Origin of the sequence: Bradyrhizobium sp. Rc2d (genome assembly GCF_900099855.1) — a bacterium.
Taxonomy (GTDB): domain Bacteria; phylum Pseudomonadota; class Alphaproteobacteria; order Rhizobiales; family Xanthobacteraceae; genus Bradyrhizobium.
In genome coordinates, this window is sequence record NZ_FNCU01000020.1 from 85,283 (window position 1) to 102,290 (window position 17,008).

A 17,008-nucleotide genomic window follows, 5' to 3' on the forward strand; every position below is an offset into this window, starting at 1 on the left:
GCCGCATCCGGAGCAAATTGACTCCGCAGGAACCCAGCTCTAGCTTTGTCGGACAAAAGGACAGGTGGTCCCCCATACAAGAGGAAACGTATCCATGAGACCTATCGCAGCCCTCATGTCTGCGGCCGGCCTGCTGTCGGCTGTGCTGATCTCTCCCACCTCCGCCCAGCAGGCACCGCTCAAGATCGGCGTGCTCTCCGACTTCTCCTCCGTTTATTCCGACATCGGCGGCATAGGGAATGTCGAGGCGACCAAGATGGCGATCGAGGATTTTGGTGGCCAGATGTTCGGCAAGCCGATCGACATGGTCTCGGCGGACGTGCTCAACAAGCCCGACGTTGCCTCCACCATCGCCCGCAAATGGTGGGAGACCGAGGGCGTCGACATGATCATCGACCTGCCGACCTCGGCCACCGCGCTCGCGGTGATGGAGCTGTCGAAGCAGTACGAGAAGATCATGATCGTGACGGACGCTGCCAGCTCCGACATCACCGGAAAATCCTGCTCGCCCTACACGGCGCACTGGACCTACGACACCTACGCCAACGCGCACACCGTCGGCAGCGCCATCGTCAAGAACGGCGGCGATACCTGGTTCTTCCTCACCGCCGACTACCTGTTCGGCCATTCGGTCGAGCGCGACACCGGCGACGTCGTCAAGTCGGCGGGCGGCAAGGTGCTCGGCAGCGTCAAGCATCCGCTCAACACGGCGGACTTCTCGTCATTTCTGCTCCAGGCCCAGGCCTCCAAGGCCAAGATCATCGGGCTCGCCAATGGCGGCGGCGACACCATCAACGCGATCAAGCAGGCCGGCGAGTTCGGCATCGTCGCCGGCGGCCAGAACCTGGCTGCGATCGTGATGTTCATCTCCGACGTGCACAGCCTTGGCCTCAAGCTCGCGCAGGGCTTGATCGTCACCGAGGCCTATTACTGGGACCTCAACGACAAGACCCGCGCCTTCGGCAAGCGCTTCCTGGAGCGCGTCAAGCGCATGCCGACGATGAACCAGGCCGCGACCTACAGCGCCACGCTGCATTACCTCAAGGCCGTGCAGGCCGCGGGCACGAAGGACACCAAGACGGTGATGGCCAAGATGCGCGAGTTGCCGGTGCGCGACGCCTTCACCGACAACGGCGTGCTGCGTGAGGACGGCCGCATGGTGCACAGCATGTACCTGTTCCAGGTGAAGAAGCCCGAGGAATCGAAGGGGCCGTGGGACTATTACAAGCTGCTCACCGAGGTATCCGCCGACCAGGCGTTCCGGCCGTTGAAGGATGGTGGCTGTCCGCTGGTGAAGTGAGGCGGCACGGCTCACTTGTGGGCCGACGACATCTGTTCAGCTAGGCCTGCCTGTCCGCCTGATCAGCCAAGGCGGGCGGGCCGCGGCGACGAGCTGCCCAAAATAGCGACAGGCACACCTCGTTGCCGTCTGATCTGCATCAAGTTGCGATGCAAAAATCGCGGCATGTTGAGCCGGCCCTTCTGCGTGATCAGCGGTGGGGCGTTCGTGTCTCAACATGTGGGCGCCGCTGCGCGGCGTTGTGGACTGATGAACTTCACTTCCGGCCGCGTCATTGCCGCGATCACCATCCTCCTTGCGGGCGGCGGTTATTTCTACTGGCAGCACCGCGACACCAATGCACTTCCCGCGGGTTTCGCCCGAGGCAACGGCCGTATCGAGGCGGTGGAGATCGACATCGCCACCAAGACGCCGGGACGAATCCGCGAGATCGTGGTCAACGAAGGCGACTTCGTGACTGCGGGCCAAGTTCTGGCGCGCATGGACACCGAGCAATTGCAGGCCCAGCGCCGCCAGGGCGAAGCGCAGCTCCAGCGCGCGTCAATCAATGTCGAGACCGCGAAGAGCCTCGTCAACCAGCGCGAGGCCGAACGCAAGGCTGCGGAGGCCATTGTCGACCAGCGCGTCGCGCAGCTCGACACCACGAGCCGCAAGCTCGATCGCTCCGAGCAGCTGATCAGGACAAGTGCAGTGTCGCAGCAGGTGCTGGACGACGACCGCTCTGCCAACGCCACGGCGAAGGCGGCGCTTGCCGCTTCGAAGGCCCAGGTCGCAGCATCCGAGGCCGCGATCAGCTCCGCCCGCGCTATGGTGATCGATGCGGGAGCCGCGGTCGACGCGGCAAAGGCCGCGATCGAGAGCATCAACGCCGATATCAATGATAGCGTGCTGAAGGCACCGCGCGACGGCCGCGTGCAGTATCGCGTGTCGCAGCCCGGCGAGGTGCTCGCGGCCGGCGGCCGCGTCCTCAACATGGTCGATCTCGGCGACGTCTACATGACATTCTTCCTGCCTACGGCGCAGGCCGGCCGCGTCGCAATCGGCGCCGACGTTCGTCTCGTGCTCGATGCCATCCCGCAATATGTGATCCCCGCAAGAGCCACCTTCGTCGCTGACGTCGCGCAATTCACGCCCAAGACGGTCGAGACCGAGGAGGAGCGGCAGAAGCTGATGTTCCGGATCAAGGCGCATATCGCCCCCGAGCTGCTGCGCCAGCACATCGAGCATGTGAAGACCGGCCTGCCCGGGATGGCCTATGTGCAGTTCGATCCGGCCGCGCAATGGCCCGACAATCTCAAGATCAAGCTGACCCGATGAGCGCGATTGCCACAGCCGATGCATTGGCTGCCGTCGGCAGCGTGGTGCATCTGGACGGCGTGGGCCTGAACTACGGCAAGACCCGGGCGCTCGATGCCATTACGCTCGACCTGCCGTCCGGCTGCATGGTCGGACTGATCGGTCCCGACGGCGTCGGCAAATCGAGCCTGCTCGCCCTGATCGCGGGCGCGCGTGCGATCCAGGAAGGACGCATCGATGTGCTCGGCGGCAACATGGCGAGCTCACGGCATCGCCGCACGGTCTGCCCCGATATCGCTTATATGCCGCAGGGTCTCGGCAAGAATCTTTATCCAACGCTGTCGGTTTTCGAGAACATCGACTTCTTCGGCCGCCTGTTCGGACACGACAAGGCGGAACGGAGCAGACGGATCGCCGGCCTGCTGCGCGATACCGGGCTCACCGCTTTCGCCGACCGCCCCGCCGCAAAGCTCTCCGGCGGCATGAAGCAGAAGGTGGGCCTGTGCTGCGCTCTGATTCACGATCCAGAGCTTCTGATCCTGGACGAGCCGACCACGGGCGTCGATCCCTTGTCTCGACGTCAATTCTGGGAACTGATCGCCTCGATCCGCGACAGCCGGCCTGGCATGAGCGTGATCGTTTCGACCGCCTATATGGAAGAAGCCGCGCAATTCGACGTCCTGGTCGCGATGAACGCCGGCCGCGTGCTGGCGACGGGAACCCCGGTCGCGCTGAAGCGACAGACCGGCGCCGACACGCTCGATGAGGCGTTCATCCGTCTGTTGCCAGAGGCAGATCGCGACCATCACACCAGTGTCGTCATCCCTCCACGCAACGAGGACCATGACGAGATCGCGATCGAGGCCGATCACCTGACCCGGCGGTTCAACGACTTCGTCGCCGTGGACGACGTCAGCTTCCGCATCAGGAAGGGCGAGATCTTCGGCTTTCTCGGCTCGAACGGGTGCGGCAAGACCACGACAATGAAGATGCTCACCGGCCTCTTGCCCGTCAGCGAAGGCACCGCGCGGCTGTTCGGCAAGGCGATCGATGCCCGCGACATGTCGGTGCGACGGCGCATCGGCTACATGTCGCAGGGCTTTTCGCTCTATTCGGAGCTGACGGTCACGCAAAACCTCGACCTGCATGCGCGGCTGTTCGAGCTGCCGGCGGACACTATTGCCGCGCGCATCGAAGAGATAATCGTCCGGTTCGATCTCGCCGATGTCGCCGATACTCTGCCCGATGCGCTGCCGCTCGGCTTGCGGCAGCGGCTGTCACTGGCGGTCGCCATGATCCATGCGCCCGATATCCTCATCCTCGACGAGCCGACCTCTGGCGTCGATCCGGTTGCCCGCGACCGCTTCTGGAAGATCCTGGCCGAGCTCTCCCGCGAGGATAACGTCACGATTTTCGTCTCGACCCACTTCATGAACGAGGCCGAGCGCTGCGATCGAATCTCGCTGATGCATGCGGGCAAGGTGCTGACGTCGGACACGCCCGCTGCCATCGTGGCCGCGCGCGGCACCGACACGCTGGAGCAGGCTTTCATCGCCTGTCTGGAGGAAGCGATCGCCGAATCCCGGGACTCAGCCGGCCAGCCGGCAGTCACATCGCCCGTGCCGGCGGCGACGACCACGGCGCTCCCGCGCAAGCGCAGTGCGACATTCGATCCGACCCGCATGCTCGCTTATTCCCGGCGCGAAGCGCTCGAGCTGCGGCGCGATCCGATCCGCGCCACGCTCGCGATTCTCGGCAGCGTGCTCTTGCTGTTCGTGCTCGGCTACGGCATCAGCTTGGACGTCGAGAACCTGACCTTCGCCGTGCTCGACCGCGACGACAGCGCCATCAGCCGCGACTACAGCCTTCAGATCGCGGGGTCGCGCTACTTCACCGAAAAGCCACCGATCAGCGACTATGCCGACCTCGACCGCCGCATGCGCGCCGGCGAGATTGGCCTCGCCATCGAATTGCCGCCCGGCTTCGGCCGCGACGTCAGCCGCGGCCACCGTGTCGAGATCGGCGCCTGGGTCGACGGCGCCAACCCCACCCGCGCCGAGACGCTGCGCTCCTACGCCCAAGCGATTCACGCCACCTGGCTGGCGCAGAAGGGCCGCGAACTCTATGGCGAGGCGGCGATCGCCGGCTCCTACCAGCTCCAGCTGCGCTATCGCTACAATCCAGACGTCAGAAGCGTCGTCGCCATGGCACCCGGGATCATCCCGCTGCTGCTGGTCATGATCCCGGCGGTGCTGGCGGCGCTCGCGGTCGTGCGCGAGAAGGAACTCGGCTCGATCGTCAATTTCTATGTGACGCCGGTGACGCGGCTGGAATTCCTGCTCGGCACGCAGCTGCCTTACGTGCTACTGGCATTCGGCAACTTCTTCCTGCTCGTCGGCTTTGCGCTCGCCGTTTTCGGCGTGCCCTTCACCGGCAGCTTTGCGACCTATGCGCTCGCCGCCCTGCTCTACGTCACGGCCACAACAGGCCTGGGGCTCGTGATCTCGGCCTTCATGAAAAGCCAGATCGCGGCCCTGTTCGGCACGGTCCTGATCACGCTGATCCCGGCCATCCAATATTCCGGGCTGATCGATCCCGTTTCATCGCTCCAGGGCTTGGGCGCCCTGGTCGGGCGACTCTATCCTACCGCCTATTTCGTCACGATCTCGCGGGGCACCTTCTCCAAGGGCCTGGGGTTCGACACCCTTCACAACGATCTCCTGGTGCTCGCCGTCACGGTTCCGGTGCTGGTGGCGGCCGGGGCTATGCTGCTGAAGAAACAGGCCCGCTGACCATGCGCTTTGACAACGTGCTCCAGCTCGGCATCAAGGAATTGCGCGGCCTGGTGCGTGACCCCATGCTGCTGGTACTCATCGTCTATTCCTTCACGCTGGCGGTCTATGCCGGAGCAAGAGCGCTGCCGGAGACCCTGAACCGCGCCGCGATCGCCATCGTCGACGAGGATCATTCGCCAGTCTCGACCCGCATCGAGATGGCGTTCACAGCGCCCTATTTCTCCAAGCCGCGCCTGATCTCGCAATACGAGATGGACCGGAGGATGGATGCCGGCCTCGACACCTTCGCGCTGGACATCCCACCGGACTTCCAGCGCGATCTGCTGGCGCGGAAGTCGCCAGCCATCCAGCTCAACGTCGACGCCACGCGAATCTCGCAAGCGTTCAACGGCGGCGGCTATGTCGAGCAGATCGTCAGCGCGGAGGTCGCGGAGTTTCTGGCACACACCCGCGATGCGCAGACGCCGCCGATCGAGCTGGCGCTGCGGGCGCGCTTCAACCCCGAGCTGAAGAAGTCATGGTTCGGCGCCATTGATCAGGTGATCACCTCGATCACCATGCTCTCGATCATCCTGACCGGCGCAGCGCTGATCCGCGAGCGCGAGCACGGCACGATCGAGCACCTCCTGGTGATGCCGGTTACCCCCTTGGAGATCATGGTGAGCAAGGTCTGGTCGATGGGAGCGGTGGTGCTGGTGGCCTCCGCCCTGTCGATCGGCTTCGTGGTGAAGGGATGGCTGGCGGTCACGATCGACGGCTCGCTGGCGCTGTTCCTGCTCGGCGCCGCGCTGCAGCTGTTCGCCACCACCAGCATGGGCATCTTCCTGGCCACGGTCGCCGGATCGATGCCGCAGTTCGGGCTGCTGCTGATCATGATCCTGCTGCCGCTACAGACGCTTTCAGGCAGCATGACGCCGCGGGAAAGCATGCCGCAATTCGTCCAGGACATCATGCTGGCGGCGCCCAACACGCATTTCGTGATGCTCGCGCAGGCGATCCTGTTCCGCGGCGCTGGCCTCGAGGCGGTGTGGCCGCAGCTCGTCGCGCTCACGCTGATCGGCGGCATCTTCTTCGTGATCGCGCTGCGGCGCTTCCGCGCGTTTCTGGCCTAGCCGGCAGTCGTGCGGTTCAGAGCTTATGTCCCTTCTGGCGCAGCGCTTCGATCAGGCGCTGCTTCAATTCGTCGGCGGCCTTCAGGCTGACGTCTTGGCCGATCTGCGCGCCCGCCTGCGCCAGCGCGTCCGACTTCGCCAGGAATTTCTGCCCTGCCGGCTGGGCATAGAACGCCTCGATCTGGCGCAGCTCGTCCGCCGTGAAGCTCGCAGCATAGAGCGCGGCGACCTGGTCGATGATCGCTGCCAGGAACGGGGCGTAAATCTCGGAGCCAGGGGCCGTCATCGCGTCATAGTCGCGCTCGATCTCCGGCCTGTCCTGGGCGACCACGGGCCTCAGCTTGAGCAGGAGCTGCGGCAGCAGCGTGCGATACTGATCCGCGATCTTCAAGGTGACCACGAGCTTGCGCGCTGCGGTCACCGCCTCGGGTGACGGCGCCTGGGCCGACGCTCCGCAGACGAGGAGCAGGAAGATGCCGGCGATTGTCGACAAACGTCTGGACATGGATCCTCCGTGAGAATGCAAAGCGGCGCGGTGCGTTCAGCGGCTCGCAGGCGCGGCGGCAGCGCTCACGGCCGGCGCGTTGTCCAATGCGGTGTCGGCCTCCTCGACCTCCGTCACCTTCACGAACAGTTTCGGCACGCGTTCAGCCCGGCCGAGCAGCCAGGCCGCGCCGATCATGATGACGATGCCGACGGTGGAGACGGCGAGCTGCTCCCAGACGCCCTTGGTGTATTGCGTCAGGATCCAGTGCGCCGAGAACGACAGGAACACGCCGAGGCAGAAGATCGGCAGCGAATGCTGGCCGCAGAGGATGACGGGCCGCAGCCATGTTGAATGCAGCGCCCGCCATTTGCGCGAGAGGAAATGAGTCACCCAGATCGCCAGCGCCAGGAAATGCGTGAAGCGCAGCATGTCGAGATCGGTCTTGTCGATCGGGTAGATCGCCTTGATCATCGATTTCGGGATCAGCGCCTCGAGCGCAGGGACGTGCCAGGTCATCACGATCAGCAGCGCGAAGACCAGCCAGACTGCGGCCAGCCCCATCGCCGCCTTCGACCACACCCATGTCGCGATCTTGTCGATCTGGCCGATGCCGCACCAGGCCGCGAACACGAACATCAGTTGCCAGCAGAACGGATTGAAGTACCAGGTCGTGCCGGGCGGATAGGAGGCGATATTCCAGTCGAACCAGCGCGACAGCACGTAGAGCACCACGGAGCCGGCGAGCGTCAGGTTCGGTCGGCGCACCAGGCACCACACGATGAAGGGCGAGGCGAACACCAGCGTGATGTAGAGCGGCAGCACGTCGAGATTGACCGGCTTGTATTTCAGGAGGATCGCCTGCCCGATCAGTTCGTCCGGATGCGCCAGGAAATTGAACACGTTGAACTCGTGCTCGTACATCGGATTGTCGAAGCGACGTACGGTGCGCGCGATCTGCGCGGTGAACAGCAGGAACAGCATGATGTGGGCGACGTACAGCTCGGCCGCGCGCCGCCACAGCCGCTTGGCCGCGGCGAGAAACCAGCCGCCCGCGACGATCGGTCCGTAGATCCAGCCCACCAGATAGCCGGAGATGAAGACGAAGAACTCGGCGGCGTCGCTGAAGCCGTAGTTGCGCAGCGTCAGCCAGGCCACGACGTCGTGCGGGATGTGGTCGAGGAAGATCATCCACAGACCGATGCCGCGGAACAGATCGAGCCGCAGGTCGCGCTCGACCGGCGCCAAAAGTGCTGACTGGTCCCGTGTAATCATGGCCCGCCTCGTTCGGTGGGCGTCGCGCCATCGCGGCGCCGGAGAATCGGATGCTAGAAATTGAAAACCAAAAGTCACCTGGCCCTGCGGCTAGTACCAACGGTAGCCGACCTTGCTGCGCGCGCAAGGGACTTTGTCATCGGGCGGAGACACGGGCTTGTCGTCCTCTGCGCTGGACGATGACTGAGTCTGCAAAAATGTGAAAAAACAACCCCATGCACAGTAGAAGCGTCACGCTAAGCCTTTGTATCAGTTGCAATATTTAATTGACCCGTCGGGCAGAAAAACCGACACGACGGTACCATCGCACGCCCAACAGATGAGGGTTCAGGTGAGCTCGTCGCCTTGGGCGAGCATCTCGCCTAGCATCGCCTCGGCCTTGTGCCGGAGCGGCAGCGCGCCGCTCTCGGAGGCGATCGCGATGGCGGCGCGCAAGGACGCGAGCATGGCCGCTCTGCTTTCGGCGCTGGACGCCGGCGTCACCACGGCTTCGCCAAGCAGGGCCTCGGCCTCAAGGCCCGAAAACCCCTGCTGGCGCGCCGTGTTGCGCGCCTCGCGCAGCATGTTCTGCGCACCCCTGACATCGCCGAGACGGTAGGTAGCCAGCGCCAGGTAGATCGAGCTGCGCAGCACCGCCGAGGTATAGCCGACCGCCTTCGCCTCCTCGCGCGCCTCGATCAGCATGCCCCGCGCCCGCTCGAACAGGCCCAGGTCCAGATAGGCCATGCCGAGATGGCAGGCGAGCACCGGCACGAACAGCCGGATGCCGTGCTTCTGCGCGAGGACGAAGCCGTCCTCGAGGATGGAAGCGGCCGCCGCCGGATCGTTCTGCCCCAGCTTCAGCCATCCGCCGCTATAGGCGGCCGCGACGCGGTCGTAGGGGCGGTTGGTCTCGTCCGCGATCGCAGAAGCTTGTTGTTGGAGCTGCTCGGCGGCGTCGAGTTCGCCCATGACGGTGTGGGTGATGCTGTTCATCATGCAGCACAGGAGGAGCAAAGATCGTGGGGTCGTGCCGATAGGAGCACTCGCTGTTGGACCCGCAAGATGGACGCGGGCCGTGGCCAGCATCTTCTCGGCGCCATGGTAGCGGCCGGAAAGAAAATAGGCCTGCCCGAGACCATATTGAGCGAGATTGCGCCAGCCGGGGTTGCCCGAGCTTTCCGCCAATTGAACAACATCTTCGCCGATCGCGACAGCTTCGACCGGCGTCCCGTAGAAGTTCTGCGCGCCCGCTCTCATGGTCATGGCCGCCACTTTGCGTCCAATGTCGCTGATCGCATCTGCTCGCCGTTCGGCTTCCCGCCCCAGGTCCAACGCCTCCGCCACCCGCCCTGATCCGGCAAACGCCAAACGCGCCTCCATCCGGAGGTCAATGGCGTCCATCTCTCGCGCGTGCGTCAACGGTGTCCTGTCGAGAGACCCCATTGCGATCTCGAAATAGTCGACCGCGTCGACATAGGCCGAGCGCGCCAGACATTTCCGGGCCGCGCTCCTGCCATGGCGAAACGCCTTCTGCCAATCCTTCGCCCTCGTCGCGTGATAACAGAGGGCATCCGGATCGTCGGCCCATGCCTCGTCACTTTCAAGGGCGGCAAGTATGCTGGCATGGATGCTTTCGCGCACCTTTTCGACCATCGAATCGTAGGTCACCTGCCTGACCATCTCGTGGCGAAATTCGAGCGAATCCTCCAACTCACTGTCGATCTTGACCAGCAGTTCGGCCCGGTCGAGTGCGGCGAGGCAATCCTGCAGGACGTCTTCCGGCAAGGCCGCCACTTTCCGCAACATGGCCTGGTTGGCCCGGGATCCAAGCGCCGCGGCGATCTGAAGAAGTGACCTTTCCTGTCGAGACACGCGATCGAGCCGTGCCGCGATCACACCTTGAATGCTGCTGGGGATGCCGAGCTCGTCCACAGGACGCGCAAGGGAAAGGTCACCCCACTGGCCAAGAAGCAGGCCGCTGTCCTTCAGACTGCGGCAGACCTCCTCGATGAACAGCGGAACGTTGGCGGTATGAGAGATGATCCGATTCTTCAGGTCCGCATTCGAGGTGGCGGGGCCAAGCATCTCCGCGAGCATGGCCAGACCCGAATCGTCGTCGAGAGGCCGCATCGCCACGATCTCCGCGTGACAATTTGCGATCCACACCGGCATTCCGTTGGGCCGCGTCGTCAGCAGCACAAGCAAATCGGGGCTCTGCAGCCCGGAAAGGGTGGCCACAACCGTGTCGCTGGCCCGATCGATCCAGTGCAGGTCTTCGATCAGAAGGACGGTGCGCTGGCGACGGGCGATGCTCTCGACGATCGCGCAGCTGGCGTCTGAAATCGCGCGGCCGCGGGCGTGAGGCTCCAATTCGTCCCATTGCGGATCGGAAATCGGTAAGTCCAGGACCGCGTCGATGGCTCGTTGCTGCACCACCGGCAACGTGTCTCTGGGATCGTCCGTCCTCGTCTGATCCCTCGCAGCTGTATCAAAGACCGACAGCAACAGGCGCTTGAGGGCGCTGTACGGAGCACCCTGGAGTTTCGGGCTGCACTCGGCATCGATCAGCCGCCAGCCGCTGGCCCGGAGATCTTGCGCAAATTCGTGCGCAAGCCGCGACTTTCCGATGCCGGCGTCACCTGTCAGCAGGACCGTCTGCCGGCTGGTGGCGACCCTTTCCGTGGCACGCCATAGCAATGCCCGCTCCGTCGTGCGGTCGACGAAACGGGAAACGCTGCGCGCACGTCGGACCCGCCAGCTCGATAGATCGCTTGCGCCCATGATTCGGTACACCGGCATGGGCTCGCCAAAACCACGGAGCGCTTTTCGGCCCAGGAATTCAAAGCGCACATGTCCGTCCGCGAGCTCCTGGCAGGCTCGCGAGACATAGATCTGGTTCGCTTCGGCCGCTGCTTCCAGCCGGGCTGCCAGATGCTGAGCGGCCCCGCCGATCTCGTAGACTTTGGAAAATTCGCTGGCGACCATGTAGGCCACCACGTGACCCGAGTGGAGGCCGACCCGGACCTGAAGCCCGGGATCGCCCAGGCTGCCGACACGCCGGACAAGCTCGATGGCCGCGTGACAGGCCAGGGGCGCATGGTTGTCGTCGGCGATCGGAGCGCCGAATACCGCGGCCAACCCGTCGCCCAACTCTTTACTGACGATGCCGCCAAACTGCCGCACCGCGCCTCTCATCGCCGCAAGCGCCGGCTCAAGACGCAACACCGCCTGCTCCGGCTCCAGTTCGGCAACGAGTCCGGTGGAATCGACGACGTCGGCGCGCAGAATCGTTACAAATCGTCGTTCGCTATCGGGATCGACGCGCTGACGGACCGCCGCTCCGCATTTGGAGCACCAGCTGTCGCCCGGACCAATTGCCGACTGACACGCGAAACAATGCATTCCAGTGCCTTCAACGACTGCCCGGGCAGTCCCCGCTCCAATGCCTACGCGGCGTTCGACCCAACATTACCCATAGGAAGATGCATGGCAATCGGGCCTGCGGCATACGCGATGTTACTGAATGGTGCGTCTCTGGACGAAGCGCACTCCTGGGTGGTAGCGTGACTGCGCACCATAAAATTGCGTGATCGGCCGCAGCGTGACGCGTATTTTCGGCCTGCCCCGCTACAAGTTTTGACAAACAGACATACCGAGGAAAGAGGCGATGGCCGGACTGGTATATAGCGGCAAGGCATTTCGAGACTTGATGAACAGAAACTACTATCCTTTGGCGAACATGAAGAAGAGCGTCGCAAAGCTCAAGGCATCGGACGATATCGATCTGCCAACTTTGGAATATGGCCAATACCACCTGATCTTGAACCCGCCATCGAAGTGGCCGCAGGGAAGCGCCAAATACTGGCACAAGGAGAAGGGCCGAGCCCGCGTCGATCTCAGCACCCAGCCGAACACGCCCGCTGTCCAAGGATGAGCCCGGCGTCATTCCTCTGACGCGATGCGATCTGCTCGATGCCTGCGTCCGGAAATGCTTCAACTCCGAGCCGCCGATCCCAATGAAGACGAAGATCATCACCCACGCGGCAAGCGATGCCTACGCGCACCGGCACGAGATCCGGCTGGAGTGGGAGTACAAGAACGGCGAGGACAAGGCGCCGACGCTGCTCTATCTGACGATGGTCTGTCCGCACAGATCGTGATCTTCAGAAGCGTTCTTAGTTCAAGAACCCATTGCCGCCCCCCGCGCGACAGGCGCGCGGGGCGTCTTGTTGCGACTGATGCCATCCGCCTAAAGCCTGCCGTCCGTCGCTCTGCCGCTTCGAACTCATCCCCCGCGAGAACCCCGTTGTCAGCCTCGTGTAAGTCGAGAGCTGTCGCCGCGACCGCGTCGCGCCTGTCCCACCTGCCGCCATGGGACTGTCGCACGAAGATGATCTGTTGCTCCTCATTGTGCGCGCGAATCGCTTCCTCAGAAGTCGATGGTCGCGCGCGGTGACAGGAGCGACCGATGCCCGTTGGACTGTTGGAGGTCGAAGGCACGATTGATGTCGGCCAGTTCTGGCCGGAGGGGCGGTCGGACGCCGACACCACCAAGGTCGTGGTGGCCATCGCGCCGGATGCGATCCGCTTCCGCAAGAGCGACTCTTCGCCATTCCAGCCGACCCACGTCTTCGAGGGCGCCAAGGTCAAGGGCCGGACCGCAACGGCGCCGATCAAGAACGGCAAGCTCACCGTCCGCCTCCAGGGCATCGACGCACCCGAGTTGCACTATCAGCCGTCGCCGCTGTCGACCGCCGAGAAGAAGGGGCTGACGGAGGCCAAGAAGCAGGCCTATCACGAGGTCACCCATTCCTACCGGCAATTCCTCGGCGCCACCGCGAGCAAGGCGCTGCACGATTTCCTCAGCCGTGCCGGCGAAGCCGCGCTTCCCTGCCGGGTGTTCACCCATGTCGATGCGCCGAACGAGGTGTTCGACACCTATGGAAGGCTGGTCGGCGACATCGAGGTGACGGTCGGAGGCGAGACAATCGACATCAACCACTGGCTGGTCGAACAGGGCTTTGCCTATCCGACATTCTACTCCTCGATGAACGACGATGAGATCAGGGCCATCCTCGCGCTCGCCAAGACCGCGCGCACCAAGAAGCTACCGGTCTGGAAGCATCTCGCCAAAACGATTGGCGCCTTCGACTTCGACCTGCGCGAGCCCAGGGCTGGCGAGACCGCCGTGCTCGCGACCGACAAGGGCCCGGTGATCCCGCCAAAACTCTACCGCCGCTACACCAACTGGTCGGCGCGCAAGAAGGCGAAGATCACGAGCCAGACCTTCCAGAAGTTTTTGAGCGAAGGCTCCGGCGGCAAGCCCGACACCTGCTACGAGATCGATGACTTCCTGGCCAACGGCGTGCACTCGGCAACGCCGCGGAATTTCGCGGAGTTCGTCGAGGGCGGGACAACGATCAAGTTTCAGCCGGAGGGGCTGGTGTTTGGGGAGGCACCGTCGACGCTGGTGGGGGCGGATGGGAAGGTGATTACGACATTCTGAGGCGCAGGAGCCACCAAACAGAAGTGGCCCGCTTCACGCGGCGTCTTGCGAAGACGTCGGCACGTCGTGCCCACTGAGGATGAGTGCAACAGATCCGACCCTCGATTGGAATTTGTCAAAATTAGAATCGTTCCAACCAAAAATCGGGAAGAAAGCGCATAGAGAGTAAGCTGTTCTTACTGCTCACTTACTTATTCTTCCCGAAGCCTTGCGAAATGACGCCGAGCATCCCGCGAGTGAATGCGCTGGACGAGTTTAGATCGATTCCGAGCTGAGGCGTATTGTCACACCTTCGTGTGTCACTGTAGGCCGAGTCCCACAGGCTTTTCTTTGAAGGGGACGACAGTGAAGCGTTTGGTGGGACCGATATGCGCGGCAGCTGTGATGCTGACCGCTTGTCAGGCGCGTGCAGGGGAATCACCGTTCGGCTGGATCTACACCGCCGATGTGCATCCGCAGGGCACGTTTGAATACGAACACAAATCGTTCATGCAGGCCGGGCAGTCGCAGGGGCAGTATTTCTTCATGCAGAACAAGGAGGAGATCGAATACGGCCTCACCAACCAGCTGCAGATTTCCGGCTATTTCAACTGGAGTTATGCCAACGCCTTCCGCAACGGCTTCGACGGGACTACGGGCGGACCGGGCGTGACTCAGTTTCTCGATGCTTCCTTCGACCCGTACTCGCGTTACGAGAAGACGCGCTTCGATTCGGTTTCCTTCGAGGCGATCTACCAGGTTCTCAATCCCGTGACCGATCCGATCGGGCTTGCTCTCTACATCGAGCCGGAGATCGGACCGAAGGAGAAGGAGCTGGAATGGCGGGTGATCTTGCAGAAGAACTTCCTGGACGATCGCCTTATTGCCGCGATCAATATCATGGGCAAGCATGAGCGCGAGGTCTACGCCGACGGCTCGATCGAAAGAGCTTCGCCGATCGACGTGACCTTCGGCATGTCCTATCTGGTGATGCCGAACTGGATGATCGGCTTCGAGACTCGCATCCACAACGAGTTCACCGGCTACTGGTTCAACAATCCCGAACATTCCGCGTTCTTTGCCGGACCCGTCATCCACTACGGCCAGAAGGAATTCTGGTGGACGCTGGCCTGGCGGCACCAACTGCCGATGGTGATCACCTACAACGAGGACCAGGCATCGGTGGTGAAGCACGGACGCATCTACGGCGACGAGCACGCGCGCGATGAGGTGATGTTCCGCCTCGGCGTGCCGTTCGCTGTGAAATGACGTTTCGAGGCAGGCAGTATGAAGTGGACACCACTCCTCACCGCGCCGGCAGCGATCGTTCTGATCGCGCCGGCTGGCGCCACCGTGTATATGAGTGAACAGCAGGCGATGCAGGCGATCTTTCCCGGCGCATCGTTCTCCCCCGCCGGCAGGGCGGGGGTCTTCCGCGCCTCCTCGGGCGGGATCGTCGTGATCGATCGTGTGCTCGGCAAGCACGAATACATTAAATACGCCGTTGGCATCACCGCCGGCGGCACGGTCAAGCACATCGAAATCCTCGAATACAACGAATCCTATGGCTACGAGGTTCGCGAGGCCTCGTGGCGCTCGCAATTCATAGGCAAGAGCGCGAGCTCGCCGCTGCAGCTCAATGTCGATATCAAGAACATCAGCGGCGCGACATTGTCGTGCAAGCACATTACCGATGGCGTGAGACGGGTTGTCGGGCAGTACCAGAGTCTGAGGGGGCAGTAGCCATGAGGCGCGCACGACCGCTGCTGGGCACGATCGTGGAGATCGAGGTCGACGGCGTCGCGCAAGCCGACGCTGAACGAGCGATTGCCCGCGCCTTCGAGGCGGTGTCGCTGGTTCAGCGTCTGATGAGCTTCCACGATGCAGGTAGCGACATCGGACGCATCAATCGCGCGGCGTTCCGAAAGCCCGTGGCAGTCCATCCCTGGACGGCGCGGGTTCTGCGTCACGCGGCAGCGTTTCATGCAGCAAGCAACGGCCTGTTCGACTGCGCGGTCGGCTTCGAGCTGATGCGCCGCGAGTTGCTGCCGTCCAACGACCTCGACCATGTCTGTAAGGGCGACTTCAGCGCAGTCCGCCTGTCGGAAGATCGGTCCGTGCGTCTGACGGCAGCGGTGGCGATCGACCTTGGCGGAATCGCCAAGGGCTACGCGGTGGATCGCGCCGTCGCCTCGCTTCGCGCAGCGGGCGTTCGATGCGCGACTGTCAACGCCGGCGGCGATCTGCGCGTCATGGGCGAGATCGACCAGCCGATCCATGTGCACGTTCCAGGCCGGGGCTTGCTGCAGGCCGGACTTTTGCGCAACGGCGCCATCGCGACCTCCTCCTCCTTCGCCACTGTCGGCCGGAACGGAGCGCCGGAATCGCCGGACTCCACAGCCGACAGACGAGCCTATTCGGTCGTCGCACCAAGCTGCATCGTCGCGGACTCTTTGACAAAGATTCTGGTCCAGAGCGGCGAGCCGCAGCATCCCTGCTTCGGTCGCTTCGGCGCGACGGCTTTCATCAGCGGCGGTGATCTCCAGTCGATGGCGGCCTGATCCATGCGCCTCGGCTTTGTTCAAAAGAGCGCTGTCTGGACCGCAACCGCGGTGGTCGCGCTGACCGGCGCCGCCTGGTTCGTTCTGCACGACCTCATCGACGCCGAGCCCGGTGAATCGGAACGATTGCTATTGATGCTCCACGGCATCTCGGCCTATGCAGTTTTGATCGCAATCGGCTCGCTGCTGCCGTTGCACGTGCGGTCGGGCTGGCACCGGCGCCGCAAGCGATGGACCGGCGGCACCACGCTGGCCATGCTTGCCTTGCTCGCCATGACAGGTCTCGTGCTCTATTACGGGGGCGAACAAACGCGGGAGCCGGCCCGGTGGATCCACATCGCCATCGGGATTGCATGCATGGCGTTGTTTCCTATCCATGCACTACTTGCGGCAACGGTCAGGCGCAGCGCGGACAGCGCGATATCATCTCGGGATGGCGCGGCGGCGAGCGGGAGTCGCGTCGCATCCGCAACCACTGGCCGACGCACCGAAGCGCTTTCGCAGTGAATTCCATTCGATTTGGAACCCAGCCAGCGCTGCACGGCTGTGGAGTCTCGCCCATGAGGTGTTAGGCTAGGCGCCGTCCCATGAAAACGCCACGCGGATAACCACGCTTTCTCTATCCTGTGTGGCGAGTTGCAACGATTCGTCGAGTGGCGGACTCCCTCATGAGATCGACAGGAAGCGCAACGAAAGGGACTCCGAACCCTGTCTCTTT

11 protein-coding genes and 2 pseudogenes are annotated in these 17,008 nt (G+C 63.3%); 10 read left to right on the forward strand and 3 right to left on the reverse strand.

The window, feature by feature from the left end:
* Nucleotides 1–94 precede the first annotated feature (94 nt).
* The 4 genes from BLV07_RS24265 (at nucleotide 95) to BLV07_RS24280 (ending at nucleotide 6,503) form a co-directional block, all read left to right on the forward strand.
* Nucleotides 95–1,300 carry an ABC transporter substrate-binding protein gene (locus BLV07_RS24265; protein WP_091890530.1) on the forward strand — a complete coding sequence of 402 codons (1,206 nt, stop codon included), beginning with the start codon at nucleotides 95–97 and terminating at the stop codon, nucleotides 1,298–1,300.
* 249 nt (nucleotides 1,301–1,549) lie between these two features.
* Nucleotides 1,550–2,617, forward strand: a complete 1,068-nt coding sequence (locus BLV07_RS24270; protein WP_176945724.1) for an HlyD family secretion protein — start codon at nucleotides 1,550–1,552, stop codon at nucleotides 2,615–2,617.
* On the forward strand, nucleotides 2,614–5,388 hold the full coding sequence (rbbA, locus tag BLV07_RS24275) for a ribosome-associated ATPase/putative transporter RbbA (RefSeq protein WP_176945725.1): 2,775 nt from the start codon (nucleotides 2,614–2,616) through the stop codon (nucleotides 5,386–5,388). Before BLV07_RS24270 ends, rbbA begins: the two co-directional genes overlap by 4 nt.
* Before the next feature lie 2 nt (nucleotides 5,389–5,390).
* Nucleotides 5,391–6,503: an ABC transporter permease gene (locus tag BLV07_RS24280; protein WP_091890540.1), complete on the forward strand. Its 1,113-nt coding sequence runs from the start codon at nucleotides 5,391–5,393 to the stop codon at nucleotides 6,501–6,503.
* Nucleotides 6,504–6,519: 16 nt separating this feature from the next.
* On the opposite strand, the gene BLV07_RS24285 is transcribed toward BLV07_RS24280, so the two are convergent.
* The 3 genes from BLV07_RS24285 to BLV07_RS24295 all read right to left on the reverse strand — a co-directional run bounded on the left by BLV07_RS24285 (nucleotide 6,520) and on the right by BLV07_RS24295 (nucleotide 11,646).
* Nucleotides 6,520–7,008, reverse strand: coding sequence for a DUF2059 domain-containing protein (locus BLV07_RS24285; protein WP_091890544.1), 489 nt, complete (start codon nucleotides 7,006–7,008; stop codon nucleotides 6,520–6,522).
* A gap of 36 nt (nucleotides 7,009–7,044) precedes the next feature.
* Entirely contained in the window at nucleotides 7,045–8,262 is a 1,218-nt protein-coding gene (locus BLV07_RS24290) for an OpgC domain-containing protein (RefSeq protein WP_091890548.1), read from the reverse strand.
* 327 nt (nucleotides 8,263–8,589) lie between these two features.
* Nucleotides 8,590–11,646 carry an ATP-binding protein gene (locus BLV07_RS24295; RefSeq protein WP_091890551.1) on the reverse strand — a complete coding sequence of 1,019 codons (3,057 nt, stop codon included), beginning with the start codon at nucleotides 11,644–11,646 and terminating at the stop codon, nucleotides 8,590–8,592.
* 265 nt (nucleotides 11,647–11,911) lie between these two features.
* Between BLV07_RS24295 and BLV07_RS24300 the strand changes: the two are divergent.
* The 6 genes and pseudogenes from BLV07_RS24300 to BLV07_RS24325 all read left to right on the forward strand — a co-directional run bounded on the left by BLV07_RS24300 (nucleotide 11,912) and on the right by BLV07_RS24325 (nucleotide 16,797).
* A pseudogene (locus tag BLV07_RS24300) lies at nucleotides 11,912–12,404 on the forward strand (hypothetical protein).
* 308 nt (nucleotides 12,405–12,712) lie between these two features.
* A pseudogene (locus BLV07_RS50370) lies at nucleotides 12,713–13,354 on the forward strand (thermonuclease family protein); the annotation flags it as partial.
* A gap of 780 nt (nucleotides 13,355–14,134) precedes the next feature.
* Entirely contained in the window at nucleotides 14,135–14,998 is an 864-nt protein-coding gene (locus BLV07_RS24310; RefSeq protein ID WP_091890557.1) for a DUF6662 family protein, read from the forward strand.
* Nucleotides 14,999–15,016: 18 nt separating this feature from the next.
* On the forward strand, nucleotides 15,017–15,472 hold the full coding sequence (locus BLV07_RS24315) for an FMN-binding protein (RefSeq protein ID WP_091890560.1): 456 nt from the start codon (nucleotides 15,017–15,019) through the stop codon (nucleotides 15,470–15,472).
* 2 nt (nucleotides 15,473–15,474) lie between these two features.
* Entirely contained in the window at nucleotides 15,475–16,290 is an 816-nt protein-coding gene (locus tag BLV07_RS24320; protein ID WP_091890563.1) for an FAD:protein FMN transferase, read from the forward strand.
* Nucleotides 16,291–16,293: 3 nt separating this feature from the next.
* Nucleotides 16,294–16,797, forward strand: a complete 504-nt coding sequence (locus tag BLV07_RS24325; protein WP_091890566.1) for a cytochrome b/b6 domain-containing protein — start codon at nucleotides 16,294–16,296, stop codon at nucleotides 16,795–16,797.
* Nucleotides 16,798–17,008 lie beyond the last annotated feature (211 nt).

Coding starts and splice junctions, on each gene's coding strand:
- BLV07_RS24265 (WP_091890530.1), top strand. CDS start 95: ATGAGACCTATCGCAGCCCTCATGTCTGCGGCCGGCCTGCTGTCGGCT.
- BLV07_RS24270 (WP_176945724.1), top strand. CDS start 1,550: ATGAACTTCACTTCCGGCCGCGTCATTGCCGCGATCACCATCCTCCTT.
- rbbA (WP_176945725.1), top strand. CDS start 2,614: ATGAGCGCGATTGCCACAGCCGATGCATTGGCTGCCGTCGGCAGCGTG.
- BLV07_RS24280 (WP_091890540.1), top strand. CDS start 5,391: ATGCGCTTTGACAACGTGCTCCAGCTCGGCATCAAGGAATTGCGCGGC.
- BLV07_RS24285 (WP_091890544.1), bottom strand. CDS start 7,008: ATGTCCAGACGTTTGTCGACAATCGCCGGCATCTTCCTGCTCCTCGTC.
- BLV07_RS24290 (WP_091890548.1), bottom strand. CDS start 8,262: ATGATTACACGGGACCAGTCAGCACTTTTGGCGCCGGTCGAGCGCGAC.
- BLV07_RS24295 (WP_091890551.1), bottom strand. CDS start 11,646: ATGCATTGTTTCGCGTGTCAGTCGGCAATTGGTCCGGGCGACAGCTGG.
- BLV07_RS24310 (WP_091890557.1), top strand. CDS start 14,135: ATGCTGACCGCTTGTCAGGCGCGTGCAGGGGAATCACCGTTCGGCTGG.
- BLV07_RS24315 (WP_091890560.1), top strand. CDS start 15,017: ATGAAGTGGACACCACTCCTCACCGCGCCGGCAGCGATCGTTCTGATC.
- BLV07_RS24320 (WP_091890563.1), top strand. CDS start 15,475: ATGAGGCGCGCACGACCGCTGCTGGGCACGATCGTGGAGATCGAGGTC.
- BLV07_RS24325 (WP_091890566.1), top strand. CDS start 16,294: ATGCGCCTCGGCTTTGTTCAAAAGAGCGCTGTCTGGACCGCAACCGCG.